The sequence below is a fragment of the Streptomyces sp. NPDC001594 genome, assembly GCF_042893675.1.
GTDB lineage: Bacteria > Actinomycetota > Actinomycetes > Streptomycetales > Streptomycetaceae > Streptomyces.
Genome location: NZ_JBIAVB010000018.1, coordinates 134,725 through 160,637 on the forward strand (window position 1 = coordinate 134,725; position 25,913 = coordinate 160,637).

Below are 25,913 nucleotides of genomic sequence, written 5' to 3' on the forward strand. Positions count from 1 at the left end.
GCTAACGGACGCTCCCGGGGTCCAGGGAGAGCCGGTAACCGCGCTTGACCACCGTCTGGATCAGGTTCGGCACCCCGAGGGCGGCCCGCAGCCGGGCCATCGCCGTCTCGACGGCGTGCTCGTCGCGCCCGGCCCCCGGCAGCGCGCCCAGCAGGTCGGCCCGCGACACCACCCAGCCGGGCCGCCGGGCCAGGGCCGTCAGCAGGGCCATCCCGGCCGGCGGCACGGGGCGCAGCCCGCCGTCGACCACCGCCGCGTGGCCCCGGATCTCCAGCCGGTGCCCGGCGACGGGCAGCACCCGTGCCCGGCCGGGGAGTTCCTGGCAGAGCAGCTGCACCAGCGGCCCGAGGCGGAACCGCTCCGGCTGGACGGTCGCCACCCCCTCGCCCTGCAGCGGCAGCGCCGTCACGGGCCCCACGCACGCCGCGAGCACCCGCCCGCGCAGCGCCTCCAGCACGGCCTCGCGCAGCCCGCGTTCTCCGGCCCGGGACAGCAGGGAGGCGGCGGCGGGGGCGGAGGTGAAGGTGAGGGCGTCCACCGTGCCGACGGCCACGGCGTCCAGCAGCCGGTCCAGCGGGGCGAGGTCCTCGGGCGGCATCCACCGGTAGACGGGCACGGGCACCACGTCGGCCCCGGCGTCGCGCAGCGCCTCCACGAACCCGGGCAGCGGCTCGCCGTGCAGCTGGAGCGCGATGCGCCGGCCGGCGACCGGGCCGGCCAGCAGCCGGTCCAGTACCTCGGCCAGGGACTCGGACTGCGGCGACCAGGCCTCGACCAGTCCGGCGGCCCGTACGGCGCCCTTGACCTTGGGGCCGCGGGCCAGGAGTTCGGTGGCGCGCAGCCGGTCCAGGAGCCGTTCGCCGATGCCCCAGCCGTCGGCGGCCTCGATCCAGCCGCGGAAGCCGATGGCGGTGGTGGCGACGACGGCGTCCGGCGGGTCGTCGACGAGTTGCCGGGTCGCGGCCAGCAGTTCGCCGTCGTCGGCGAGCGGCACGATCCGCAGCGCGGGGGCGTGTACGACCGCCGCGCCGCGCCGGCGCAGCAGGGCGATCAGCTCGTCCGCGCGCCGCGCGGCGGTGACTGCGACGGTGAAGCCCGCGAGGGGGCCGTGCGTAGCGTCGTCCATCGTGTGACCTGCCTTGCCCAGTGCCCAGTGCCCAGTACGTACGTCGGTCGGCGCAGCCGGCGCAGGACCCCGGCCCCAGCCGGCCGGCGGCCCCGGCTCGGCCCGATCGGCGCTTCGGCGTCCGAGCCTGCCAACCCGTCGTGTCCGGCTCGGTTCCGTCGTATTTCGGTGCCGTTAACCGGCCTTGGGCGCCCGCGATCTCCCTCACACCGCCGTGAGCTGCGCCTGCTGCCCGCTCTGCGCCGTCTCGGGGCCGGCGGGCGGGGCCGTGGGCCGGCGGAGGTATACCGCCCAGGTGACGGCGCAGCACACGGCGTAGAAGCCGAGGAAGGAGACGAAGGCGGCGGTACCCGTCCCGGAGGCCGCGAAGGCCTCGCGGAAGGCCAGGTTGATGCCGAGCCCGCCGAGGGCGCCGACCGCGCCGATCAGGCCCATGGCGGCCCCGGACAGCCGCCGGCCGTGGGCGGCGGCCTCCTCGCCGCGCAGCCCGCGGGCGAGGGCCTGGGCCTGGAAGATGCCGGGGATCATCTTGTACGTGGAGCCGTTGCCCAGCCCGCTGAGCGCGAACAGGGTGGTGAAGCCGACGAGGAACACCGGCAGGGACTCCCGTACGGAGGCCAGGACGACCACTCCGGTCGCGGCGGCCATCGCCACGAAGGCGGCGAGGGTGATCCGCGCCCCGCCGTAGCGGTCGGCGAGGGCCCCGCCGACGGGCCGGACGAGCGAGCCGAGCAGCGGGCCGACGAAGGTGAAGGACGCGGCCTGGAGCGGGGTGCGGCCGAACTGGGTCTGGAGGACCAGCCCGAAGGCGAAGCCGTAGCCGATGAAGGAGCCGAAGCAGCCGACGTACAGCAGGGCCATGATCCAGGTGTGCGGCTCCCGGACGGCCTGCCGTACGGCGCCCGCGTCGCCCCGCACCGGGGCCAGGTTGTCCATGCGCAGGAGGGCCAGCGCGGCGGCGGCCACGATCAGCGGGAGGTAGGCGGCGAGCAGCAGCCGGGGGTGTCCGGCGCCGGCGGTGGCGATCACGAGCAGCGCGGCGAGCTGCACGACCGGGACGCCGATGTTGCCGCCCCCGGCGTTGAGGCCGAGGGCCCAGCCCTTCTTGCGGAGCGGGAAGAAGGCGTTGATGTTGGTCATGGAGGAGGCGAAGTTGCCGCCGCCGACCCCGGTGAGCGCGGCGACGGCGAGGAAGGTCCCGTACGGGGTGCCGGGTTCCATGACGACGAGCGCGGCCACGGTGGGCGCGAGCAGGAGCAGCGCGCTGACGACGGTCCAGTTGCGGCCGCCGAAGCGGGCGACGGCGAAGGTGTAGGGGATGCGGACGAGGGCGCCGACGGTGGTGGCGGTGGCGATGAGGAAGAACTTCCCCGCGGGGTCGATGCCGTAGCCGGGGCCCATGAAGAGCACCATCACGGACCACAGGGACCAGATGGAGAAGCCGATGTGCTCGGAGAAGACGGAGTAGAGGAGGTTGCGGCGGGCGGTCTTCTCGCCGGTCTCCCGCCAGAAGGTCTCGTCCTCGGGGTCCCAGTGCTCGATCCACCGGCCCCCGCGGCGGCCTTGCGGTCGGCTCCCGCCCCCGCTCCTGCTCCCGCTTCCGCTTCCGCTTCCGCTTGCGTTCATCACACGCCTCCACAGCTGTCGCGTCCGTGGTGACGACGCTAGGGAGGGCGCGTTTCGGCCCCGGTCCCCGCCGGATGACCGGGGGGAAACCTCGCTCTCACCCGCCGTGCGCGCCGGGTGTGAGCGCGGCGGGGAGCCGGCCGTCCGGGGGGAGTTCCAGCCAGCCGTGGGCTTCCTGGAGTTCGGCGGCGGCGCGGGCGAGGGCGTCGAGGCCGGGGTGGCGCAGGCCCGCGCGCCAGACCATGGACAGCGGGGAGAGCGGCACGGGGTCCACGAGGGGGCGTTTGACGCAGCCGGGGATGTCGAGGAAGACGACGGTGACCAGGACGGGGTTGCGGGTCTTGGCCATCACCCGCACGAACTCCTCCTTGCCGATGGCCACCGGCGCGGGCGGGGCCACCTCGATGCCCCGCCCGGCGAACAGCTCACGGGCCAGGCCGGTCCACTCCAGGGTGCGCGGGTTCCCGGCGCCGGCGTAGACGCTCTCCCCGGCGAGCGCGTCGAGCGGTACGGCTTCCAGGGCGGCCAGCGGGTGGTCCTCGGGCAGGAGCACGGCGAGGGGTTCGTGGCGCACGGGCCGGTGGGCGAGGCGGGAGCGCAGGGCGGGGTCCAGGCCGTCGAAGTAGCCGAAGGAGACGTCGAGCCGCCCGGCGGCGATCTCGGCGGCGGCGTGGGTGAGGCCGCTCTCGAAGCGGGCCATCAGCTCGTGGCCGGGGGCGAGTTCGCGGGCCCGTTCCAGGACGAGGCGGGCGGTGGTGGGGCCGTCGGTGTTGAGGTCGACGAGGAGGGCGGGGGGCGGTCCGGCGAAGGCGGCGGCGAGTTCCTCGTGGGCGCGGAGCACCTCGCGGGCGTGGGGCAGCAGCCGCGCGCCGTCGGCGGTGAGCTCGACGGCCCGGGTGGTGCGGGTGAACAGGGCCGCGCCCAGGGTCCGTTCGAGGCGGCGGACGTCGCGGCTGAGGGCCTGCTGGGCCACGTAGAGGCGGGCGGCGGCACGGGTGAAGTGCAGTTCCTCGGCGACGGCGAGGAAGCCGCGCAGCAGCCGGGGGTCCACGTCGGGGGAGGTCACCGGGGAAGATTAACAACGGGAGGGCGTGAATGGCCCCCGAACAGGTGTTGGACCCCGGGCGGGGCCGGGCCGCAGGCTCGGTGCATGCCGCAAGAGACCCCGCTCATGGCCGTGACGGGCACCACCCTGGTCCTGGCCGCCCCCGCCCCTTCCTCCGCCCCCACCCCTTCCTCCGCCTCCGCCTCCGTCCGGTGTTCCGCCGCCGTGCGCCTCCTGGGCCCCTACGCCCGGCTGTTCGCCGTCCCCGGGGCGCGCGGGTTCACCGCCGGGAACCTGCTCGCCCGGCTGCCCATGGGCATGTTCGGGATCAGCGCGGTCATGATGATCGCCGGGCAGCGCGGCTCGTACGCCCTCGCCGGGGCGGTCACCGCGACCGGGATGGCCGCCACCGCCGTCGTCGCCCCGTGGACGGCCCGCCTCGTCGACCGGTACGGGCAGGCCCGGATCGCCGTTCCGGCCACCGTGATCGCGGTCCTCGGCTCGCTCTCGCTGGTCCTGTGCGTCCGTGCGCAGGCACCGGCCTGGACCCTGTTCGCCTCCTACGCGGCCACCGCCACCACCCCCAACACCGGCGGCATGTCCCGGGCCCGCTGGACGCACCTGCTGCCCCGCTCCGCGCACCACACCGCGATGTCCTTCGAACAGGCCGCCGACGAGCTGTGCTTCATGCTCGGCCCGGTCCTCGCCGCCTTCCTGTGCACGGCCGCCTTCCCGGAGGCCGGCACCCTCACCGGGGCGGCGCTGCTGCTGACCGGCATGCTGGTGTTCACGGCCCACCGCGCCACCGAGCCCCCGGCCGGGGGGACCCCGGGCGCCGGACGGGGCCGGTCTCCGCTGCGCGCCCTGCTGCCCCTCCTGGGCCTGTTCCTGGCCACCGGCCTGGTCTTCGGCTCGATGGAGGTCACCTCGGTCGCCCACCTCGCCGCCCTGGGCCTGGGCGGCACGTCCGGCCCGGTCCTCGCGCTCCAGGCGGCGGGCTCCTGCGCGGCCGGGTTGCTGTACGGGGCACGGCGCCCGCGGAGCCTGCGGACCTGTCTGGTCTGGCTGGCGGGGGCGATGGCGCTGCCCTGGGCGGCGGCCGCCACGGGCTCCGTCCTGCCGCTCGCCGCGGCCCTGCTGCTGGCCGGGATGGCCACGGCGCCGGTGATGGTCACGGCGATGGGCCTGGTCCAGTCCCGCACCCCCGAGGGCCGTCTCAACGAGGGCATGACGCTGGCCGTCACCGCGATCCTCGCCGGTATCGCGGCCGGCTCCGCGACGGCGGGCCTGGCCGTCGACCGCCTCGGGACGGGGACGGCGTACCTGCTGCCGGCGTCCGCCGCCATCGCCGCACTGATTGTCGGATCGGCGACTCCACGGCCCGGCCGTTGATCGGGATTTCATCCGGCTGCCGGGTGACGCCACCGCGTGGGTCGCACCCTTCCAGGCCGCAATCCGCCATAACTAGGGAGGCTTTCCCCCAAACCCTTCCCTTAGCGGAGGAACTCCCCTTGTCTGCTTCGCGCTCCGTCTCCTCGGCCCTGATCGTCGCGGCCGTCACGGCGTCCTGTCTGATGCCCGCCGTTCCCGCCCTGGCGGACTCCTCGCACGTCCGCTTCTCCCAGCCCTACGTCCCCTCCATCGCCCCCGGGCAGACGGGCCGCGTCGTCATCGCGGCCCTGAACGGGGCGGACCCGGCGCACAGCAGCACCTTCCGCATCACCGCCCCGGAACGCACCACGTTCCCGGAGGCCCGGTTCTACTGGAACGGGCAGCGGGCGGGCGGCTCGTGCAACCGCTCGAAGGACGCGCGCCTGCTCACCTGCAACGCCGGGACCCGCGCCGGCTTCGCCTTCCCGGCGAACGCCCAGACGCGGCTGGCGGTTTCCCTGAAGGTGGACGTGAACGCCCCCGAGGGCACCACGCTGGACGGCGGCGAGTGGTCGGACGGCCAGGACGCGCCCGCGCTGTTCGCCGTGGCCACCCCGGTCCGGGGCCCGAAGGGCGACGACGGCCCGCCCGGGGAGCACGGCCACGACGGCCACGACGGTCACGACGGCAAGCCGGGCCACCACGGCAGGCCCGGCCGCCCGGGCCCCAAGGGCGACAAGGGCGACAAGGGAGACACCGGCGACCGCGGCCCCAAGGGCGACCGCGGTGACACGGGCGACCGCGGCCCGAAGGGCGACCGCGGCGACACCGGCCCGCAGGGGCCCAAGGGCGACACGGGCCCGGCGGGCGGCCCGCAGGGTCCCAAGGGCGACAAGGGAGACACCGGCGACCGCGGCCCGAAGGGCGACCGGGGCGACACCGGCGAGCGCGGCCCCCAGGGCCGCCCCGGCGACACCGGCCCCCAGGGCCCCAAGGGCGACCGCGGCCCCACCGGCCCCCGTGGCCCCGAAGGCCCGCGCGGCCCGAAGGGCGACCAGGGCCCGAAGGGCGACACCGGCCCGGCCGGAGGCCCCCAGGGCCCCCAGGGCCCGAAGGGCGACAAGGGCGACAGGGGCGACCGCGGCCCGGCCGGTCCGCAGGGCCCGAAGGGCGACCGCGGCCCCAAGGGCGACAAGGGCAAGCCCGGCGACTGCAAGTGCAGCAGCCACGGCGGCAAGGACCACGGCGGCAAGGGTGACCACGACAAGGACCACCACGGCAAGGGTGACCACGGCAAGGGCGACAAGGGCGACCACGGCAAGGGCGGCCCGAAGGCCCGCGTGGTCTCCGGCGAGGGCCTCGGCATCCGCTCCGGCCCCGGCACGGGCTACGGCAGGACCGGCAAGCTCGCCGCGAACACGGTCGTGGCCCTGCAGTGCAAGGTCAACGGCGAGCAGGTCGACGACAACGCGATCTGGTACAAGCTCGCCGACGGCCGCGGCTGGATCGCCGCCCGCTACGCCCTGAACCTCAACAAGGTCCCGTACTGCTCCTGACCCCCGTACGCACCACGAAGGCCCCGCAGCCCCAGGCCGCGGGGCCTTCGCCCGTTCCACCGCTCACGCGGAGCGGGACCACTCCTCGCGCAGCATCCCGAACAGCACCCGGTCGTAGCGCTCCCCCGCCACCAGCACGGCCGACCGCAGCCGCCCCTCCTCCCGGAAGCCGAGCCCCGAAAAGGCCCGCACGGCACGCTCGTTGCCGCTCCAGGTGTCCAGCTCCAGCCGGTGCAGCCCGTACGCGCCGAACAGGTGGTCCACCAGCAGCCGCGTCGCCTCCCGGCCGTGGCCGCGGCCCCAGAACTCCCGCTCGCCGATGGTGACGCCCAAGGTGGCCACCCCGACGTAGGGGTCGAGGTCGCGGTAGTCGACCATGCCGATGACCCGGCCGCTCTCCAGCTCCTCGACCGTGAACACGGCCGCCTCCCGCGGCACCAGCCGCAGCTTCCCCTCGAACGCGTTCGCGACCGCCTCCGCCGTGACCGGCCCGAACAGGGGATCGCCGGCGGCGGCCAGACGCACCACCTCCGGGTCGTTGCGCCACCGCACGTGGTGTTCGGCATCTTCGGCGCGCAGCGCCCGCAGTCTCACCAGGTTTCCTTCGAACATCGCGCCACCCTAGTGGATCACCGCGGCATAGCGGGACCGGATTTTGGTACCTGAGTCGTACCATGAACCCGTACCACCCCGAGAGGAGACGACGATGTCCATAAGCGCCAGCGAAGCCCGGGCGGGCCTTTTCCCCCTGATCGAGCGGGTCAACACCGATCACACCCCCGTGCGCATCACCTCGCGCAACGGCGATGCCGTCCTGATGTCCGCCGACGACTACGACTCCTGGCAGGAGACCGTCTACCTGCTGCGCTCGCCCGCCAACGCGCAGCGGTTGATGGAGGCCGTCGCCCGCGACCGCGAGGGCGCGGCCACCGTCGCCAAGAGCATGGACGAGTTGCGGGAGTTGGCCGGGGGCGAGGAGTGAGGAGCGTCCACTTCGACCCGGCAGCCTGGGAGGACTTCCTGTTCTGGCTCGCCTCCGACCGGAAGACGGCCCGCAGGATCACCCGGCTCATCGGCGAGGTCCAGCGTGACCCGTTCGCCGGGATCGGCAAACCGGAGCCGCTGAAGGGAGACCTGTCCGGCTACTGGTCCCGCCGCATCGACGACGAGCACCGCCTCGTGTACCGGGCGGACGAGAAGGAAGTGAAGATCCTCAAGGCCCGGTACCACTACTGAACCGGCCGCCGCGAGCGCACCCCGGACATGACGAAGGCCCCGCAACCGACCGGCTGCGGGGCCTTCGCCCACATGGGATGAGTGGAGATGGCGGGAATCGAACCCGCGTCCAACGGTGCAGAAGCAGGGCTTCTCCGAGCGCAGTCCGCTGCGCTTTTCTCGGCCCCGGAGATCACACGGACAAGTCTCCGACGGGCTCAGTCACTGTTTGGTTTCCCTCCAACCCCCGTGACCGGGGCTAGAGGTTTAGATCCCTAGTTGACGCCAGGATCCGGACCGGGACCACTTCCGGGCTGACGCTCCTCACAGAGGCTTCAGCTCACTGTTATTAGGCAGCGAGGGTGAAGCGGGAGTTATCGCTCTTGGTGTTGGCGATTATTTTTTGCGACATGTGGTTAGCGAGATCATTGCCGCTTCCTCGGCTCGCTTCCCCTGCATCGACATCCGCTGTCGAAACCGATCATCCCCATGTTCACTCTTTAATTAGGTACTGCTCAAGGTGCGCCGACCCCGGAGGGGCGGTGCTGACGCCCATGGTACGCGAAGTGGACCTCCGCGTGCCAGGAGATTAAACCGTGCCCCGCTGCTTGCGCCGGATCGCCGAGATCGTCCGCTGGGTCTCGCGCGTGTCCTGCTTCTCGCGCAGGGTCTGGCGCTTGTCGTACTCCTTCTTGCCCTTCGCCAGCGCGATCTCGACCTTCGCGCGGCCGTCCTTGAAGTACAGGGACAGCGGCACGACCGTGTGGCCCGACTCCTCCGCCTTGCGCGCCAGCTTGTCGATCTCCTCGCGGTGCATGAGGAGCTTGCGCTTGCGGCGGGCGCTGTGGTTGGTCCAGGTGCCCTGGCTGTACTCCGGCACGTGGACGTTGTACATCCACACCTCGCCGCTCTCCACCGACACGAAGCCGTCCACCAGCGAGGCCCGGCCCTGGCGCAGGGACTTGACCTCGGTGCCCGTGAGCACGATGCCGCACTCGTAGGTGTCGATGATCGCGTAGTCGTGCCGCGCCTTCTTGTTCTGGGCGATCAGCTTGCGCCCTTTTTCCTTAGCCATAGTGCGGTCATTTTCGCACTACGACCCCGCCCCGAGGCCACCCAATACCTTCCGAGCCCGCTCCTCGGCCCCGTCGCCGGCCGCCAGGTCCGGGGTGATGCCCCCGCCGTCGATGCTGCGGCCCGCCGGGGTGCGGTACGTGCCCACCGTCAGCTCCGCCACCGCCCCGCCCGGGAGCGGGGTCGGCATCTGCACGGAACCCTTGCCGAAGGTGCGGGTGCCGACCGTCACCGCACGGCCGCGGTCCTGGAGGGCGCCGGTGACGAGCTCGGCGGCGCTCATCGTGCCGCCGTCCACGAGGGCCACCAGGGGGCGGCCGGTGTCCCCGCCGGGGGCGGCGTACAGGGCGCGCTCGGAGCCCCGTACGTCGTACGTCGCCACGAGCCCGCCGTCCAGGAACGCGGAGGCCGCCGTGACCGCCTCGGCGACCAGCCCGCCCGGGTTGCCGCGCAGGTCCAGCATCACCCCGCCGCCGGGCGGGGCCTCCCGCAGGGCCTCCTTGACGCGCTCGCCCGAACCCCTGGTGAAGGAGGCCACCTTGATCACGGTGATGCCGCCCGCGAGGCGCCGTACGGTCACGGGGTCGGCGTGCAGCTCGGCCCGGCGGACGGTCTCGGTGAGGGCGGCGCCGTCCCGGCCGACGCCGAGGACCACCGGGGTGCCGGCCTCGCCGCGCAGCAGGGCCACCACCTCGGCGACGGGCAGACCGGTGACCTCGCGGCCGTCGACGCTCAGCAGCCGGTCCCCGGCCCGCAGCCCGGCCCGGGCGGCGGGGCTGTCGGGCTGGACCCGGTCGACCTCGATCCGGCCGTCGCCGCGGCGCCCGGTCCACAGCCCGACGCCGGTCCAGCGGCCGTCGAGGTCCTCGGCGAAGGCCGCGTACTCGCCCTGGTCGTAGACGGTGCCCCAGCGGTCCCCGCTGCGGCTGACCACCTCCTGGGCGGCCTTCTTGCCGGACTTCCCCTCGGCGACGGCCTCGGCGGCGGCCCGCGCGACGGCCTCCCGGTCGGCGGTCCCGGCGGCCGGGCCGCCCCCCGCCGGGCCCGCATCCGCGAGGACGGCGGCCGAAGCCCCGCCCACCCCGTCGGAACCCCAGCATCCGGTGGCGGCCGCCGTACCGACGGACACGGCGAACAGCAGCGTCAGAACGGCCCCGCGACGCAGGTCACGGGGCCGGAGACAGAGAGCGGGCAGACCCGGCATGCGGCCGAGTCTAGGACAAGCACCGCTGCCGCAAGGCGGGTTGACCGCAGCCGACAGGCGGCACTCGTCACACCTTCAGGTACTTGCGCAACGCCACGAACGCCGCCAGGGAGGGCATCAGGAGGCCGATGACCAGGACCAGGGGGAGCTTGGTGAAGACGGCGTCCCAGCCGATGAAGTTGATCAGCTGGAGCTTCTCGCGGAGTGCGATGCCGTGGTCGATCACGAAGTACTGGACGGCGCCCAGCATGCCGCAGGCGAAGCCGGCGCCGATGAGGCCGGCCACGGCCGCCTCCATGATGAACGGGACCTGGATGTAGAAGCCCGAGGCGCCGACCAGCCGCATGATGCCGGTCTCCCGCCGACGGCTGAACGCCGAGACGCGCACCGTGTTGACGATCAGCAGCAGCGCCACGATCAGCATGATCAGCATGATGCCGAGGGCGGCCCAGTTGAGGGTGCCCAGCAGGGCGAAGAGGTTGTCGAGTTCCAGGGACTGGTCCTGGACCGACTGCACCCCGTCGCGGCCGGCGAAGGCCGAGGTGATGACCTCGTACTTCTCCGGGTTCTTCAGCTTGACCCGGAAGGAGTCGGGCATCTGGTCGGGGGTGACGACGGAGGCCAGGGCGGTGTGGCCGAAGCGCTCCTTGTAGTGCTTGTAGGCCTCGTCCGAGGACTCGTACATGACGGTCTGGACCAGGTCCATCTTCTTGAGCTCGCGCTCGATGCCCTGCTTCTGCTCGGGCGTGACGGCCCCCTTGGAGCAGGGCTTGCCGTTGCCGGCGGCGGGCGCGGCCGGGGTGCCCGGGGCGCCGGCGGCCGCCGGGGTGCCGTCCGCGGCGTCGACGGCGTCGTTCTTGGTGCAGAGGTAGACGGTGACGTTGACCTTGTCGTACCAGTACCCCTTCATGGCGCTGACCTGGTCCCGCATGAGCAGGGAGCCGCCGAAGAGGGCCAGCGACAGGGCCACGGAGATGATGACCGCGAAGGTCATGGTGAGATTGCGGCGGAGTCCTACGCCGATCTCCGACATGACGAACTGGGCGCGCATGGCGTCTTGGGGGACCTTTCAGTGCTGGTAGCCGTAGACGCCGCGCGACTGGTCGCGTACGAGTCGGCCCTGTTCGAGTTCGATGACGCGCTTGCGCATCTGGTCCACGATCTGCTGGTCGTGCGTGGCCATGATGACGGTGGTGCCGGTCCGGTTGATCCGGTCCAGCAGCTTCATGATCCCGACGGAGGTCTGCGGGTCGAGGTTGCCCGTCGGCTCGTCGGCGATCAGCAGGGCGGGCCGGTTGACGAAGGCGCGGGCGATGGCCACGCGCTGCTGCTCGCCGCCGGACAGCTCGCCCGGCATCCGGTCCTCCTTGCCGCCGAGGCCGACCAGCTCCAGCACCTGCGGGACGGCCTTGCGGATCTCGCCGCGGGGTTTGCCGATGACCTCCTGGGCGAAGGCGACGTTCTCGGCCACCGTCTTGTTGGGCAGGAGCCGGAAGTCCTGGAAGACGGTCCCCAGCTGGCGCCGCATGTGCGGGACCTTCCAGTTGGAGAGCTTGGCGAGGTCCTTGCCCAGGACGTGCACCTGCCCGTGGCTCGCCCGTTCCTCGCGCAGGACCAGCCGCAGGAAGGTGGACTTGCCGGAGCCGGAGGAGCCGACCAGGAAGACGAACTCGCCCTTGGCGATGTCGAGGGAGACATCTCTGAGTGCGGGCCGGGTTTGCTTCGGGTAGGACTTGGAGACGTTGTCGAATCGGATCACGGGTGCACCACGGTCGCCGGGAGTAGGTGTGCGTGACCATACGCGAACGGGCGCCGGGTAGGGACCCGGCATCCGGAGTTGCCCCATTTATCCCCGGCTCCCGGGGGAGCCCGATCGCTCGTGCCCGGACGGGCCGCGCCGAATGTCGGCGGAGCTGGCACAGTGGTAGGGGGAACGGACTCGGTCCCCTTGCCGTTAAGCGTCATGAGGGGACGAGAGGAGGAGCGCATGACATATGACCGGCTCGTGTGCGCGAACTGCGCCGCACCTGTCAGCCAGGGCCGCTGCCCGGTGTGCCGGGCGAACCGGGAGCGCCTCCAGCAGGAGGGCCCCTTCGCAGGGCTGAATCCGATGGCGCTCATCGCGCTCATGGTGGTGCTGGTGGCCGCGCTGGCACTGGTGGCCCGCGCCGCGTAGGCCGCGCCGCGCTCCGATCACAGGCCGAGAAGGAAGGGCCCGGACACCGATGGTGTCCGGGCCCTTCCTCACCGTGTAGGGGGCTGGGGCTTAAGCGCCCTGCTCCTGCTGCTTGCGCCAGCGGATGCCGGCCTCCAGGAAGCCGTCGATGTCGCCGTCGAGGACCGCCTGCGGGTTGCCGACCTCGAACTCCGTCCGCAGGTCCTTGACCATCTGGTACGGGTGCAGGACGTAGGAGCGCATCTGGTTGCCCCAGGAGCTGCCGCCGTCCTTGAGGGCGTCCATCTTGGCCTGCTCCTCCTGGCGGCGCCGCTCCAGCAGCTTGGCCTGGAGCACGTTCATGGCGCTGGCCTTGTTCTGGATCTGCGAGCGCTCGTTCTGGCAGGAGACCACGATGCCGGTCGGGAGGTGCGTGATGCGCACGGCCGAGTCGGTGGTGTTGACGCCCTGGCCGCCGGGGCCGGAGGCGCGGTACACGTCGATGCGCAGCTCGCCCTCGTCGATCTCGACGTGGTCGCTGGACTCGACGACCGGCAGCACCTCGACGCCGGCGAAGGAGGTCTGGCGGCGGCCCTGGTTGTCGAAGGGCGAGATGCGCACGAGGCGGTGGGTGCCCTGCTCGACGGAGAGGGTGCCGTAGGCGTACGGGGCCTTGACCACGAAGGTGGTCGACTTGATGCCGGCCTCTTCCGCGTACGAGGTCTCGTAGATCTCGGTGGCGTAGCCGTGGCGCTCGGCCCAGCGCAGGTACATGCGCTGGAGGCGCTCGGCGAAGTCGGAGGCGTCGACGCCGCCGGCCTCGGCGCGGATGTTGACCAGCGCCTCGCGCTCGGCGTACTCGCCGGAGAGCAGGGTGCGGACCTCCATCTCGTCCAGCGCCTTGCGGACGGACACCAGCTCGGCCTCGGCCTCGGCGAGGGTGTCCGCGTCGTCCATCTCCTGGGCGAGCTCGAACAGCACCGCGAGGTCGTCGATGCGGCCGCGGAGGGTCTCGGTCTTGCGGACCTCCGCCTGGAGGTGCGAAAGCTTGCTCGTGATCTTCTGGGCGGCGTCCGGGTCGTCCCACAGGGACGGCGCGGCGGCCTGCTCCTCGAGCACGGCGATTTCTGCCCTCAGCTTGTCGAGGTCCAGGACGGCCTCGATCGACCCCATGGTCGAGGAGAGGGACTTCAGCTCTTCGGAAACATCGACGACTGCCACGGGTCCAGCGTAGCCGGTCCCCGGACGGCCATCTCCGGCCAGGCCGGATCAACGGCTTCGGAGGAGGGCGGGTACGGGCGTACGCTCACCGTATGACCGTTCTACTCGTGAAGCGCCGCCATGTGGACCACATGCGTGTCACCACCACGAGCTGTCTGCCGCCGGACCTCGCACAAGCCTGATCAACCCCGATCCGACTTCGGTCCTGTACGCGGTCACGCCCGCCCGGCGCCATCCCTGCCGGCCGGTCCGTTCCACGCTGCCCGCTGCCCCGCCATCTCTGGGGCACAGGACCCCGTGACATCCGAAACGGAGCCGTCATGCCGTCCGCGCACCCTTCCTCCACCTTCTCCGCCTCCTCCGCCGCGTCCTCCTCCCCCTCTCCTTCGCTCGCTGTGATCGACCTCTCCCGGGCCGACGACCCCGCGGAGCGGGACGACTTCCTCAAGCAGCTGCACGCCGCCGCCCGCGACACCGGCTTCCTGTACCTGACGGGCCACGGGATAACGGAGGCCGAGACCGCCCGCATCCTGGAGCTGACCCGGGCCTTCTTCGCGCTCCCCGAGGCCGACCGGCTGGCCGTGAGCAACCTGAACTCCCCGCACTTCCGCGGTTACACCCGCATCGGGCACGAGCTGACGGGCGGGGCCTCGGACTGGCGGGACCAGCTGGACGTGGGAGCGGAGCGGCCGGCGCCGGAGCTGGGGCCGCAGGACCCGGCGTACCTGTGGCTGGAGGGGCCGAACCAGTGGCCGGCGTCGCTGCCGGAGCTGCGGGAGGTGGTGCTGGGCTGGCAGGAGCGGCTGGCGGCGGTGGCGCACCGGCTGCTGCGGGAGCTGCTGACGGCGATCGGGGCCCCCTCGGACTTCTTCGACGCGGCCTTCGCGGACCGGCCGCACCTGCACACGAAGCTGATCCGCTACCCCGGGTCGGCCCCGTCGGGCGCGGACCAGGGGGTCGGCGCGCACAAGGACTACGGCTTCCTGACCCTGCTGCTGCAGGACGGGGTGGGCGGGCTCCAGGTCGTCCGGGACGGCGGTTTCGTGGACATCCCGCCGCTGCCGGGGGCGTTCGTGGTGAACCTGGGCGAGCTGCTGGAGATCGCCACGGAGGGGTACCTGGTGGCCACCGACCACCGGGTGGTCAGTCCGCCGGGGGCGGTGGAGCGGTTCTCGGTGCCGTTCTTCTACAACCCCCGGCTGGACGCGGTGATCGAGACCGTGCCCGGGGAGTACCTGCGGTCCGCGCCGGGGGTGGCGCACGACGCGTCGAACCCGCTGCACGCGGAGTACGGGCGCAACGAGCTGAAGGGCTGGGTCCGGGCGCACCCCGCCGTGGCGCGGCGCTGGCACCCGTCGCTGGTAGCGGCGTAGCCGTCCGGGGGCGGGGCCGGGGTGGGCCGCTGCGCGGGGCCGGTCCCCTACCCGCCCTTCCACCGTTCCCCGGGCTTCGCCCGGACCCGTTCCGGGCGCTGCCGCGGGCAACGACCAGCCGAGCCCGAGCCCTAGCGGTGGGTCGGGTTCGAGTGGGACGGGCCCGCGGGGCGGGGGGCCGGGTCGTCGCCGGAGGTGGCCAGCCAGCTGCCGACGCCCACCGCCGCGGCCAGCGCCACCGCCGACGCCGAGAGGACCAGCCGCCGCTTGCGCACCGCCTCCGCCCGGTGCCGGGCGGTGCCCGGCCGGTGGCCGCCGGCCGGGCGCGGGACGCGCGCGGTGCCCAGCGCCCCGCCCGCGAGCTCGTCGGGCGTCGGTACCCGCATGGAGGTGTGGGTGTCCCGGTTGGAGTCCGTCGCGGAGCCCGGGACCAGCGGCACCACCCCCCGCCGCCGCACCGGATCCGCGGCCACCGCCTCCTCGGAGGCGGCCGCCGCCTCCGCCTCGGCCGGCTCCGCGTCGTCGGGCTCGTCCACGTCCAGCGGCGGCATCCCGGCCAGCAGCGGCAGCAGCTCCCGCAGCCGCACGGACAGCTCCGAGGCCCGCAGCCGCGACGCCGGGGCCTTGGCCAGGCACTGGACGATCAGCTGCCACAGCTCCTCGGGGATCCCCGGCAGCGGTACCACGGTCTCGGTGACGTGCCGGCGCAGCACGGCGCCCGGGTGGCCCCCGCCGAAGGGGGTGAACCCGGCCAGCAGCTCGTACAGCACCGTGGCGAGGGCGTATATGTCGACGGCCGCCCGCGGGGGCAGGCCCTCCACTATCTCGGGGGCCAGGTAGTCCGGCGTGCCGATGATCCGCGTGGCCGGTGCCGCCGCCCGCGCCCCGACGGGCGCGGGGGTCCGGCGCGGGTGGTCGATGAGCTTGGCCACGCCGAAGTCGGTCAGCAGCGCGGGGTGCGCGCCGCCGGGGCCGAGGGGGCCCTGCATGTCGAGCAGGACGTTCTCGGGCTTCACGTCCCGGTGGACGACGCCCGCCGCGTGCGCGGCGGCCAGCGCGTCCGCGACGTCCGCGACGACGGCCACGGCCGCCTCGGGGGCCATCCGCCGCTCGCGGTCGAGGCGGGTGCGCAGGTCCGTGCCGCGGACGAGGTCCATGACGAGGGCGAGGTCGTTGCCGTCCACGACCAGGTCGCGGACGGAGACGATGTGCGGGTGTTCCAGGCCGAGCAGGGCGCTGCGCTCCTGGACGAAGCGTCCGACCAGTTCCTGGTCGGAGGCGAGGTCCTCGCGCAGCAGCTTGACCGCGACGGGCCCGTCCGGCCCCTCGCCCAGCCACACCGTGCCCGCGCTGCCGCGCCCCAGGATCTGGTGCGCTGTGTACCGGCTGCCGATCTTCCGTGCCACGACTGCTCCCTCAGCGGCTGGCGTAACGCCCCAAAGCTACGCGGCCGAATGGGGGCCCGGCGCTGCGGATCGCGGTGACCTTCACTTCTGCGGGCGAAATCACGTCCTGGATGTCGACAAATCCACAAGGTCGGCGCTACGGAGGGCCGAAAAGGCCCCCCGTAGCGCCGACTTCGCGAACGTCCGCGCCTGCCTGTGCGTCAGGAACCGGTGTCGGCGCCGCCGTTCGTCTTGTCGCCGATCGAGCCGACGAAGTCGACGGCGTCGCTGCCCCAGCTCCACACCTGGTCCCACCAGCCCTTGCCGGTGCCGACCCACTCCTGGAGCGGGGTCAGTTCCCAGACCAGCCAGCCGCCCACGAAGAGCAGCAGGATCAGGACGAGGCAGCCCTTGAGGCAGCCGAGGCCCGGGATGCGGATCGGGTTGGCGCTGCGGCCGCGCGGCTCGCGCGGCGGTCGCGGCTCACGCGGGGGCTGCTGCCGGGGCGGACGCTGCTGCGGCTGCTGCGGCTGCCGCGGGGGCTGCTGCTGCGGAGGCTGGTACGCCTGCGGCTGCTGCGGGGGCTGGTACGCCTGCGGCTGCTGGTACTGCTGGGGCTGCGGGGCGTACTGGGGCGGCTGCTGCTGGTACTGCTGCTGCGGCGACGGGGCCGGGCGGTACTGCGGCGGCTGCTGGTACTGCTGCGGCTGCTGGTTCTGGCGCGGCTGGTGCTGCGGGGGCGGCGGGGCCTGGCGCTGCGGGCGGCGGCGCAGGGGGTCCTCGCTCGGGTCGAGGTAGTGCATCTGCGTCTGCTCGTTGCGGTCCCGCGCGGCGGCCATCTGCGACTGCCACGGGTGCGGGGCGTCGGGCCGCTGCACGGGCGGCATGACGGAGGTCGGGTCGGGGGCGCCCGGGCCCCCGCCCGCGCCCGGACCGCCGGCGACGGGCGGCAGGACGGTGGTGGCGTCCGCCCCGTCGACCGGCGGCAGGACGCTGGTCATGGCGTTCGGGTCGTAGTCCCCCGCCGCCACCACGGGCGTCACCTCGGTCGGCGCGGCGCTCCCGGGGAACTGGGGGGCCGAGGTCGGCACCGGCGCCGGGGAGGGGTCGGGCGCGAGCAGGGCGCCGACGCCGAGGGCGGCCTCGACCTCGTCGGGCGAGGAGTGCACGCGGATGCCGGCGGCGACCACGCGCAGGCCGCGGGCCAGGCTCTCGGCACTCGGGCGCTCGTCGGGCTCCTTGCGCAGGCAGCGCTCGATGACGATCCACAGCGCCTCGGGCACGGACGAGGGCCGCTGCGGGTCCTCGCTGAGGTGGCGGTGGAGCACCTCCAGCGCGGTGCCGCCGGCGAAGGGCGGGCGGCCGGTGAGGAGCTCGTACAGCAGGATGCCGGCGCCGTAGATGTCGACGGCGGAGGTCTGCGGGCGGCCTTCGGCGGACTCGGGGGCGACGTAGGCGGGGGTGCCGACGAACTCGTGGGTGCGGGTGAGGCCCGGGGAATCGGCGAGGCGGGCGATGCCGAAGTCGGTGAGCATCGGCTTCATCTGCCCGTTGCTCTCGTCGAGCAGGACGTTGGCCGGCTTCAGGTCGCGGTGGACGACGCCGTCGGCGTGGCTGGCGGCCAGGGCGTCCGCGATCTGCGCGGTGAGCAGGGCGGCGGCGACCGGGCTGAAGGGGCCGTTCTGCCGGATGTACTTGTGCAGGTCCGGGCCGTCGATCAGGTCCATGACGAGGGCGAGGAGGTCGCCCTCGACGACGAGGTCGCGGGTGCGGACGATGTTGGGGTGCGTCAGGCGCAGCAGGACGGAGCGTTCGCGCAGGAAGCGCATGACGATGTCCGCGTCCTGGGCCAGCTCCTCCTTGAGGACCTTGATCGCCACGGTCTCGCCGGGCTGGCCTGCGACGGCGGCCTCCGCGCCGGCCGTCTCCCTCCCCCACGGCGCTGGCGCGCCTGGGGGGACCCCCAGGCGGGCACGCCAGACGGTGCCCGTGGCGCCGCGTCCGAGCGGCTCCTCGAGCAGGTACTTGCTGCCGACTGGCCGCACGTCTCGCGCTCCCCTGCTGTCGTTCTGCTTCGTTCTGCTGTCGTGGGTCCCCTGCGGGTCGGGTCCCGGTGGGTTTCCGGCCCAACTCTAGGGGGTGTCTCGATGGAGGACGCGGGTCCGGGGAGGTTGGTTGCCGCACATTTGTGCGGAGGGTGAGTTTTGCGGCGTATGCCGGAGGCTCTTTTCCACGGAATCGCCTTGTCGTTCGCCCGACCGGGTGGCCGGATCCGAGCGGCGGGGGGAGGCGGCCGCCGTCAACCAAGATCATTCCTGGGTGGGTGCCGGGCGTGTTGCGGGCGACAGGTGCGAGGATGCACCCGTACGGAACGGCCGGGACGGGAGCCCTGCCTTCCGGCTGACCTGAACGGACGAAGCGTCCGTGCCGGGCGGGGGGTTGACCGGGCAGACATGTCCCGCCGCTCCTCCCGCCGGGCGCCCCGCACCGTGCACTGCGCTCCGCGCAGAAGGGACCGCTGACGGCGATGCAGATCCGGCTGACCGTCCTCGGGTCGCGCGGCGGCCACCAGGCCGCCACCGCGCCCGCCGGCTGTGACGTGCTCGTCACCGCCCCCGCCGGAACCGCGCTGGCCGCCGTGGCCTCCGGGCTCGCGGCCACCGTCGGCGGGCCCGACACCGGAGGCACCGTGGTGCTGTACGCGGGGTCGCGGCGGCTCGACCTCCAGCGCACGGTGCTGGGCGAGCCGCCGCTCGTGGACGGGGCCGTGCTGACGCTGCACGTCCCGGCGCCGGACGCGGACGCGCTCGGGGACGACGGGCTCGGCGCCCCTCAGCTGCACGTGGTGGCCGGTCCCGACGCGGGCGGCGTCCACCTGCTGCACCCCGGGTCGGTGCGGATCGGGCGCTCGGCCGACGCGGACGTCCCGCTGGACGACCCGGACGTGTCGCGGCTGCACTGCACGGTCACCGTGATGCCGGACGGGCGGGTGGCGGTGGCCGACCTCGGCTCGACCAACGGGACGGCGCTGGACGGCGCGGAGGTCGGGGTCCGGGCGGTCCCGCTGGCGCCGGGGGCGCTGCTGCGGATCGGCGAATCCACCCTCCGCCTGGCCATGGGCGGCGGCACCCGCCTCCCGGTCGTCCCCGACCTGGAGGGCCACCTCGCCCTCCCGACCGCCGGCGCCTCCGGCGGCGGACCGGGCCCGGGCGCGGGTGCCTCCGGCGGCGGTACCGGCCGGGGCGCGGGTGCCTGCGGCGGCGCGTCGGGGCCGGGCGCAGGTGCGGGCGGCGGTGCGGGCCGGTCGGCCGGGGGCTCCGGCGCGCCGGAGTCCTTCGTCCCCCACCCCGCCCCTTCCCGAAACGGGGGCTCCGCCCCCGACCCCGCCACGGGGCTCCGCCCCGGCGCGCCGGGCGCGTACGGCGACGACTCGGGCGCGGGGTCGCACCCCGGCGCCACACCCGCGCACGGGACGCAAACGCACCCCTCCCCCGGCGGCCCGGCGCAGCCAGGTGCGACTGGCTTCCCCGGCGGAGCCCACCCCGCCAGCCCCGGGCACGCCGGCGCGGCCGGGGGCCCCGGACCCGCGCACCCCGGACCCGCCGCCCCCGGCGAGGCGCAGCCCGGGGGCGGTGGGTACGGGTACGGCGCACCCGGTGGGGGCGGCGGTGTCGCGGACGGGGGGGCACCCCGGCGGCGGCGGGGCGGGATCGGGGCCTGGGCGCGGAAGTGGGTGCGGGGGGAGGAGGACGGGGTGGTGGAGGCCGTCGGGGTGGCGGAGCCCGCCGTCGCGGTGCCCGACGCCGACGACCCCGCCGCCCTGCTGCTCGCCGCGCTCGGCCCCACCGGCCGGCTGTGGTCACGGGGGCCCGGGCACCCCGGGTTCCTGGAGGTGGGGCTGGGCGCCGGAAGCCGGGTCGGGCTGCGCGCGAGCGGGTCGCTCGGGGTCGCCGGGCCGCGGGCCCGGCTCATGGGCGTCGCCCGGTCCGTCGTGGCGCAGCTCGCCGGACTGCACTCGCCCGCGCGGCTGGAGATCGTGCTGCTGGCCGCCGACCGCGTGCGGCCCCTGCAGGAGCGCCGCCGCGACTGGGCCTGGCTCGGCTGGCTGCCCCACGTACGGCCCGCGCACGGCCAGCACTGCCGCCTGCTCCTCGCGTACGACCGCGACCAGGCCGCCGCCCGGGTCGCGGAGCTGGCCCGGCGGCTGGACGACGGCCCGCTCGGCAGCGGCTGGGCGGCCGCCGACCCGGCTGCGGTGCGCCTCGCCGCCGACGCGTACGAGGGCCCGCGCACCCTCGTCGTCGTGGACGGCGACCCCGGTAGCGCCCCCCTGCGCGAGCTCACCGGCCGGCTGGCCTCGCACGGCCCCGCCGCCGGCGTCCACGTCCTCGCGCTCGCCGAGGCCCCGGCCGCCACCCCGGCCTCCCCGGTGGCGCAGACGTACGACACCGCCTGCGCGAGCGGCCCCGCCTTCCGGGACTGCGCCGCCGTCGCCCTGCTCAGCGGGGACGTCGCCACCGCCGTACGCACCTTCGCGGTCAGTGGCGGCCGGCTCGTCCCGCCGGGCGGCACCGCCGTCGCCGACGGGGTCTCCGCCGCCTGGGCGGAGCGGTTCGCCCGCGCCCTGGCCCCGCTGCGCGCGGACGTGCCCCCGGCGGACAGCCACGCGCACCGCCCGGCCGCCAGCCTCCCCGCGGCCGCCCGGCTCCTCGACGAGCTCGGGCTGGCCCGTGCCACCCCGGCCTCCCTGATGGCCCGCTGGGCGGCCGCCGCCGACCAGGGCCGGGCCGTCGGCGGCCTGGCCGACGTGGTGCTCGGGGCGGGCCGGCGCGGGCCGGTCGGCGCCGAGCTGGTCCACGAGGGCCCGCACCTGCTGATCGAGGGCCCCGCCGGCAGCGGCCGCACGGAGCTCCTGCGCTCCCTCGCCGCCTCCCTGGCGGCCGGGTTCCGCCCGGACCACCTGGGCCTGCTCCTCCTGGACGGCGCGGGCGGCGAGCGCGGCGAGGGCCTGCTGCCCTGCACGGAGCTCCCTCACGTCTCGGCCCACCTCGTGGCCTCGGACCCGCTGCGGATGCGGGAGTTCGCGCAGGCCCTCGCGACCGAGCTCAAGCGCCGCCACGAGCTGCTGGACGGGGTGCCGTTCACGGAGTGGCACGGCCGGCGCAGCCTCTCCGACCGGATGGTCTCGCCCCGCGACCCCGGCCCGGGCGAACACCGCGGCGACCTCGACCCGCAGCGCACCGGCACCCTGCGGCTGCGGGCCTCGGCGCCGCGCACCGACCCGGCCGCCGGGCCGAGCCCGCTGCCCCGGCTGGTGCTGCTGGTGGACGACTTCGACGCGCTGGTCGCCCCGGCCCTGGGCAGCCCCGGCCGGCCCGCGGCGGGTTCCCTCGTCCGGATCCTGGAGGGCGTGGCCCGTGAGGGCGCCCGCCTCGGGGTGCACCTGATCGCGGCCACCGCCCGCCCGGACCGCACCGCCGAGACCGAGCCGGCCCGGCAGGCGGCGCTGCGGGTGGAGCTGGACGCCCCGGACCGGCCGGGCCCCGGCCGCGGCCGGCTGCTGTACGCCGACGGGCGGGCCGTCCCGTTCCAGGCGGGCCGGATCACCGGTCGGATCCCGCGCACCGCGACCCTGAGGCCCACCGTGGTTCCGCTGGAGTGGGAGCGGATGGGCGACCCGCCGGCCCGCCGTCCGGTGCGGGAGCTCGGCAACGGGCCGACCGACCTCGCCCTCCTGGCCAGCGCCCTCGACCGGGCCTCCCACCTGGTCTCGGCCATACCGGTGCTGTTCCCGGCGGCCCCCTGAGCGCCGCCGCTCCCCCGTGACGCGGTATTGCGGGGGTGCGCGGGGCGGCGTAGACCTGGTGGCACGGAGCACTTCACGGCCACACGGCATCGGGGGCGGCACCATGCGCGGACGGTACGGACGGCAGGGATCGAGCCACACGAGAACGCGTACGAGATCCGGTACGAGAACCCACACGAGGAGACGGGCCTGGGCGGCCCTCATCGCGGCGGGCGCGCTGGCGCTGACCGCCTGCGACGTCGAGTCCGGTGACGCCGCACGCCCGTCCACCGGCCCGGAGCAGAAGGGCCCCACGGTCGTCTTACCGAAGCTGCCCGGCGAGAAGCTGGAGGTCGCGGCGGTCTGGACGGGCCCCGAACAGGCCAACTTCGCCAAGGTGCTCAAGGAGTTCGAGAAGCGGACGGGTGCGAGCGTCGCCTTCGTCCCGGCGCAGGACCCGATCGTCACCTTCCTCGGCACCAAGGTCGCGGGTGGCCAGCCGCCGGACGTGGCGCTGCTCCCGCAGGTCGGCGCACTGGCCGCGGCGGTGCGCAACAAGTGGGCGCAGCCGGTGGGGCCCGAGGCCCGGGCGCAGCTGGAGGCGAACTACTCGCCGGGCTGGCGGCAGCTGGGGGCGGTGGACGGCACCCAGTACGGGGTCTACTACAAGGCGGCCAACAAGTCGCTGGTCTGGTACAACGCGAAGGCCTTCGACGCGGCGGGCGTGAAGCCGCCGAAGACCTGGAAGGAGCTGCTGGCGGCGGCGGACACCCTGTCGGCGTCCGGTACCCCGGCGGTCTCGGTGGCGGGTGCGGACGGCTGGACGCTGACGGACTGGTTCGAGAACGTCTACCTCTCGCAGGCGGGTCCGGAGAAGTACGACCGGCTGGCGAAGCACGAGATCAAGTGGACGGACGACAGCGTCAAGCAGGCGCTGACCACCCTGGGCGAGCTGTTCGGCCGCAAGGACTTCCTGGCAGGCGGCACCAGCGGGGCCCTGGCTACGGAGTTCCCGAAGTCGGTGACGCAGACCTTCACCGGGGGCGACCGGCCGGCCGCGGCGATGGTCTTCGAGGGTGACTTCGTGGGCGTGAACATCGCCCAGACGGAGGCGAAGGTCGGCAAGGACGCCCTGGTCTTCCCGTTCCCCGCGGTCGGGGCGAAGGCCCCGGTGGTGTCGGGCGGTGACGTGGCGGTGGCGCTGAAGCCGTCGAAGGGGGCGCAGGCCCTGCTCACCTTCCTGGCGTCGGCGGACGCGGCCCGGATCCAGGCCGCCGAGGGCGGTTTCGTCTCCCCGAACAAGGCGGTGGACTTCGCGGCGTACCCGAACGACATCCAGCGGGGCATCGCGAAGGCGCTGATCGCGGCGGGCGACGACTTCCGCTTCGACATGTCGGACCAGGCTCCGGCGGCGTTCGGCGCGACGCCGGGGACGGGTGAGTGGAAGGCGCTCCAGGACTTCCTGGCGAACCCCTCCGACGTGGCGGGGACCCAGGCGCGGCTGGAGGCCGACGCGGCCAAGGCCTACGGGAACTAGGGGCCGTGCGGGCCTCGACGCGGGCGGTCCGGGGTACCCCGGGCCGCCGGGCCGCCGCGCGGCGGCGGCTGGTGGCGGCGGCGTTCCTGCTGCCGGCGCTGGTGCTGCTGGGGGCGCTGGTGGTGCAGCCCATCGGCTTCTCGCTCTACCGCAGCCTCTTCGACCGTTCCGGGGACTCCTTCGTCGGCGCCGCCAACTACACCGCGATCGTGCGTGATCCGGCGATCCGCACGGCGCTGCGCAACACGGCGCTGTGGGTTGCGGTGGCGCCGGCGGTGGCGACCGGGCTCGGGCTGGTCTTCGCGGTGCTGACGGAGCGGGTGCGCTGGGGGACGGCGTTCAAGCTGCTGGTGTTCATGCCGATGGCGATCTCGATGCTGGCGGCGGGGATCATCTTCCGGCTGGTGTACGACCACGATCCGCACCGGGGCGTGGCCAACGCGGTCGTGGTCGGGGTGCACGACGCCTTCGCCCCGTCCTCGGCGTTCCCGAAGGCCCGCCCGGGCCGGGACTCCCCGCTGGAGCCCGCCGGGGACGGCGCCTTCGTGACGCGCGAGCCGGTACGGGCCGGGGTGCCGGCCCTGCTGCCGCTGGTCGGGGTGGCGCCGGAGGCCCTGCCCGAGGGTGCCCGTACGGCGGTGGGGGCGCGGCCGGTGCCGGGGCAGGTGACGGGGACGGTCTGGCAGGACTTCACCCGGGGCGGGGGCGGCGCGGTGAACGTGGTGGACCCGGCGGAGACGGGCCTGGCGGGGATGCGGATCGAGGCGGTGAAGGACGGCCGGACGGTGGCGGCGGCCACGGCCCGCGCCGACGGCACGTTCACCCTGCCGGCCGCCGCGGACGGGGCCCGGCTGCGGCTGCCGGCGTCGAACTTCCGTGAGGCGTACGCGGGGGTGGAGTGGCTGGGGCCGGTGTTGGTGACGCCGGCGGTGATCGGCGCGTACGTGTGGATGTGGGCGGGGTTCGCGATGGTGCTGATCGGGGCGGGGCTGGCGGCGGTGCCGCGGGAGCTGCTGGAGGCGGCCCGGGTGGACGGGGCGGGCGAGTGGCAGGTGTTCCGGCGGATCACCGTGCCGCTGCTGGCGCCGGTACTGGTGGTGGTGCTGGTGACCCTCGTCATCAACGTGATGAAGGTCTTCGACCTGGTCTTCGTGATCGCGCCGGGTGCCGTCCAGGACGACGCGAACGTGCTGGCGCTCCAGCTGTACCGGACCTCCTTCGGCACGGACGCCGACCAGGGGCTGGGCAGTGCCATCGCGGTGCTGCTGCTGGTGCTGGTGGTGCCGGTGATGCTGGTCAACATCCGCCGGATCCGGAAGGAGGGCCGGCGATGAACGCCGTGCGGCGTCTCGCGGGCAGTGTGCTGCTGCGCGTGTTCCTGGTCCTGGCCGCGCTGTTCTGGCTGGTGCCGACCGTCGGGCTGCTGGTCTCCTCCTTCCTGTCCTCGGGCGATCTGAACCGGGGCGGCTGGTGGCGGGCGCTGACCGCGCCCTCGCGGCTGACGGCGTCCAACTACGCGCACCTGCTGGCGAACGACACGATCACCGGCTCCCTGCTGAGCACGCTCGCGATCGCGGTCCCGGCGACCGTGCTGGTCCTCACCCTGGGCGCGCTCGCCGGATACGCCTTCGCCTGGCTGGAGTTCCCCGGTCGGGACTGGCTGTTCCTGGTGGTGGTGGGGCTGCTGGTGGTGCCCGTGCAGGTGGCGCTGATCCCGGTCTCGGAACTCTTCGGCGCCATCGGCCTGTTCGAGACGACGGCCGGGGTGGTGCTGTTCCACACCGCCTTCGGGCTGCCGTTCGCGGTGTTCCTGCTGCGGAACTTCTTCGCCGAGATCCCGCGCGAGCTGCTGGAGGCGGCACGGCTGGACGGGGCGGGCGAACTGCGGCTGTTCTCCCGGGTGGTGCTGCCGCTGGGCGGGCCGGCGATCGCCTCGCTGGGCATCTTCCAGTTCCTGTGGGTGTGGAACGACATGCTGGTCGCGCTGGTCTTCGCGGACTCGGCGCACCCGCCGGTGACGGTGGCGCTCCAGCAGCAGGTGCGGCAGTTCGGGAACAACATCGACGTGCTCGCGCCGGGGGCGTTCCTGTCGATGGTCGTGCCGCTCGCGGTCTTCTTCGCCTTCCAGCGGCAGTTCGTGACGGGGGTGATGGCCGGGGCGGTCAAATAGCGGGGAAGCCTTCTCGATCATGGCGTTGACGTGCCGTGTTGACGCTGGGTAACCCGAATGCCGCAGGGGC

The 25,913-nt window shown here is 74.2% G+C and carries 21 protein-coding genes and 1 other RNA gene; 10 read left to right on the forward strand and 12 right to left on the reverse strand.

What is annotated here, in order from left to right; translation table 11 throughout:
- Position 1: 1 nt before the first annotated feature.
- The 3 genes from ACFY0O_RS30920 to ACFY0O_RS30930 all read right to left on the reverse strand — a co-directional run bounded on the left by ACFY0O_RS30920 (position 2) and on the right by ACFY0O_RS30930 (position 3,818).
- Positions 2–1,126, reverse strand: coding sequence for a uroporphyrinogen-III synthase (locus ACFY0O_RS30920; protein ID WP_388952734.1), 1,125 nt, complete (start codon positions 1,124–1,126; stop codon positions 2–4).
- Positions 1,127–1,330: 204 nt separating this feature from the next.
- Positions 1,331–2,752, reverse strand: coding sequence for a nitrate/nitrite transporter (locus ACFY0O_RS30925; RefSeq protein WP_388952737.1), 1,422 nt, complete (start codon positions 2,750–2,752; stop codon positions 1,331–1,333).
- A 97-nt stretch (positions 2,753–2,849) separates the two neighbouring features.
- A complete protein-coding gene (locus ACFY0O_RS30930; protein WP_358898304.1) occupies positions 2,850–3,818 on the reverse strand; it encodes a LysR family transcriptional regulator in 969 nt (322 codons plus the stop codon).
- An 84-nt stretch (positions 3,819–3,902) separates the two neighbouring features.
- Here ACFY0O_RS30930 and ACFY0O_RS30935 point away from each other — a divergent pair, with 84 nt between their 5' ends.
- Positions 3,903–5,189 (forward strand): MFS transporter, encoded by a 1,287-nt coding sequence (locus ACFY0O_RS30935; protein ID WP_388952740.1) that lies wholly within the window; start codon positions 3,903–3,905, stop codon positions 5,187–5,189.
- Between the two features lie 119 nt (positions 5,190–5,308).
- Positions 5,309–6,724: an SH3 domain-containing protein gene (locus ACFY0O_RS30940; RefSeq protein ID WP_388952743.1), complete on the forward strand. Its 1,416-nt coding sequence runs from the start codon at positions 5,309–5,311 to the stop codon at positions 6,722–6,724.
- A 63-nt stretch (positions 6,725–6,787) separates the two neighbouring features.
- On the opposite strand, the gene ACFY0O_RS30945 is transcribed toward ACFY0O_RS30940, so the two are convergent.
- Positions 6,788–7,336 (reverse strand): GNAT family N-acetyltransferase, encoded by a 549-nt coding sequence (locus ACFY0O_RS30945; protein ID WP_388952746.1) that lies wholly within the window; start codon positions 7,334–7,336, stop codon positions 6,788–6,790.
- 94 nt (positions 7,337–7,430) lie between these two features.
- Here ACFY0O_RS30945 and ACFY0O_RS30950 point away from each other — a divergent pair, with 94 nt between their 5' ends.
- Entirely contained in the window at positions 7,431–7,706 is a 276-nt protein-coding gene (locus ACFY0O_RS30950) for a type II toxin-antitoxin system Phd/YefM family antitoxin (protein WP_358898296.1), read from the forward strand.
- Positions 7,703–7,960 (forward strand): Txe/YoeB family addiction module toxin, encoded by a 258-nt coding sequence (locus tag ACFY0O_RS30955; protein WP_344155530.1) that lies wholly within the window; start codon positions 7,703–7,705, stop codon positions 7,958–7,960. The genes ACFY0O_RS30950 and ACFY0O_RS30955 overlap by 4 nt, the downstream gene beginning before the upstream one ends.
- A 79-nt stretch (positions 7,961–8,039) precedes the next feature.
- On the opposite strand, the gene ssrA is transcribed toward ACFY0O_RS30955, so the two are convergent.
- The 5 genes from ssrA to ftsE all read right to left on the reverse strand — a co-directional run bounded on the left by ssrA (position 8,040) and on the right by ftsE (position 11,976).
- Positions 8,040–8,428, reverse strand: a transfer-messenger RNA (tmRNA) gene (gene ssrA / locus ACFY0O_RS30960).
- 100 nt (positions 8,429–8,528) lie between these two features.
- Positions 8,529–9,014, reverse strand: a complete 486-nt coding sequence (gene smpB / locus ACFY0O_RS30965) for an SsrA-binding protein SmpB (RefSeq protein WP_388952751.1) — start codon at positions 9,012–9,014, stop codon at positions 8,529–8,531.
- A gap of 18 nt (positions 9,015–9,032) precedes the next feature.
- Positions 9,033–10,217: a S41 family peptidase gene (locus tag ACFY0O_RS30970; protein ID WP_388952753.1), complete on the reverse strand. Its 1,185-nt coding sequence runs from the start codon at positions 10,215–10,217 to the stop codon at positions 9,033–9,035.
- Between the two features lie 67 nt (positions 10,218–10,284).
- A complete protein-coding gene (gene ftsX, locus ACFY0O_RS30975; RefSeq protein WP_358898288.1) occupies positions 10,285–11,268 on the reverse strand; it encodes a permease-like cell division protein FtsX in 984 nt (327 codons plus the stop codon).
- Between the two features lie 18 nt (positions 11,269–11,286).
- Positions 11,287–11,976 carry a cell division ATP-binding protein FtsE gene (gene ftsE, locus ACFY0O_RS30980; RefSeq protein WP_358898286.1) on the reverse strand — a complete coding sequence of 230 codons (690 nt, stop codon included), beginning with the start codon at positions 11,974–11,976 and terminating at the stop codon, positions 11,287–11,289.
- Between the two features lie 228 nt (positions 11,977–12,204).
- On the opposite strand from ftsE, the gene ACFY0O_RS30985 reads away from it, so the two are divergent.
- On the forward strand, positions 12,205–12,393 hold the full coding sequence (locus ACFY0O_RS30985) for a hypothetical protein (protein ID WP_079427415.1): 189 nt from the start codon (positions 12,205–12,207) through the stop codon (positions 12,391–12,393).
- 90 nt (positions 12,394–12,483) lie between these two features.
- Here the strand turns inward: ACFY0O_RS30985 and prfB are convergent, their stop codons facing one another.
- Entirely contained in the window at positions 12,484–13,593 is a 1,110-nt protein-coding gene (gene prfB / locus ACFY0O_RS30990) for a peptide chain release factor 2 (protein WP_388952756.1), read from the reverse strand.
- A 320-nt stretch (positions 13,594–13,913) separates the two neighbouring features.
- Between prfB and ACFY0O_RS30995 the strand changes: the two genes are divergently transcribed.
- Entirely contained in the window at positions 13,914–14,966 is a 1,053-nt protein-coding gene (locus ACFY0O_RS30995; RefSeq protein WP_388952758.1) for an isopenicillin N synthase family dioxygenase, read from the forward strand.
- 131 nt (positions 14,967–15,097) lie between these two features.
- Here the strand turns inward: ACFY0O_RS30995 and ACFY0O_RS31000 are convergent, their stop codons facing one another.
- Together ACFY0O_RS31000 and ACFY0O_RS31005 are read right to left on the reverse strand one after the other, a co-directional pair.
- Positions 15,098–16,372, reverse strand: a complete 1,275-nt coding sequence (locus tag ACFY0O_RS31000) for a serine/threonine-protein kinase (protein ID WP_388952761.1) — start codon at positions 16,370–16,372, stop codon at positions 15,098–15,100.
- Positions 16,373–16,572: 200 nt separating this feature from the next.
- A complete protein-coding gene (locus ACFY0O_RS31005; RefSeq protein ID WP_388952763.1) occupies positions 16,573–18,396 on the reverse strand; it encodes a serine/threonine-protein kinase in 1,824 nt (607 codons plus the stop codon).
- Between the two features lie 482 nt (positions 18,397–18,878).
- Between ACFY0O_RS31005 and ACFY0O_RS31010 the strand changes: the two genes are divergently transcribed.
- The 4 genes from ACFY0O_RS31010 to ACFY0O_RS31025 all read left to right on the forward strand — a co-directional run bounded on the left by ACFY0O_RS31010 (position 18,879) and on the right by ACFY0O_RS31025 (position 25,843).
- Positions 18,879–22,157 carry an FHA domain-containing protein gene (locus tag ACFY0O_RS31010; RefSeq protein ID WP_388952766.1) on the forward strand — a complete coding sequence of 1,093 codons (3,279 nt, stop codon included), beginning with the start codon at positions 18,879–18,881 and terminating at the stop codon, positions 22,155–22,157.
- A gap of 103 nt (positions 22,158–22,260) precedes the next feature.
- Positions 22,261–23,673 carry an ABC transporter substrate-binding protein gene (locus ACFY0O_RS31015; RefSeq protein ID WP_388952769.1) on the forward strand — a complete coding sequence of 471 codons (1,413 nt, stop codon included), beginning with the start codon at positions 22,261–22,263 and terminating at the stop codon, positions 23,671–23,673.
- 5 nt (positions 23,674–23,678) lie between these two features.
- Positions 23,679–25,007 carry a carbohydrate ABC transporter permease gene (locus tag ACFY0O_RS31020; RefSeq protein ID WP_388952772.1) on the forward strand — a complete coding sequence of 443 codons (1,329 nt, stop codon included), beginning with the start codon at positions 23,679–23,681 and terminating at the stop codon, positions 25,005–25,007.
- Entirely contained in the window at positions 25,004–25,843 is an 840-nt protein-coding gene (locus ACFY0O_RS31025) for a carbohydrate ABC transporter permease (RefSeq protein WP_388952775.1), read from the forward strand. Before ACFY0O_RS31020 ends, ACFY0O_RS31025 begins: the two co-directional genes overlap by 4 nt.
- Positions 25,844–25,913: the final 70 nt, after the last annotated feature.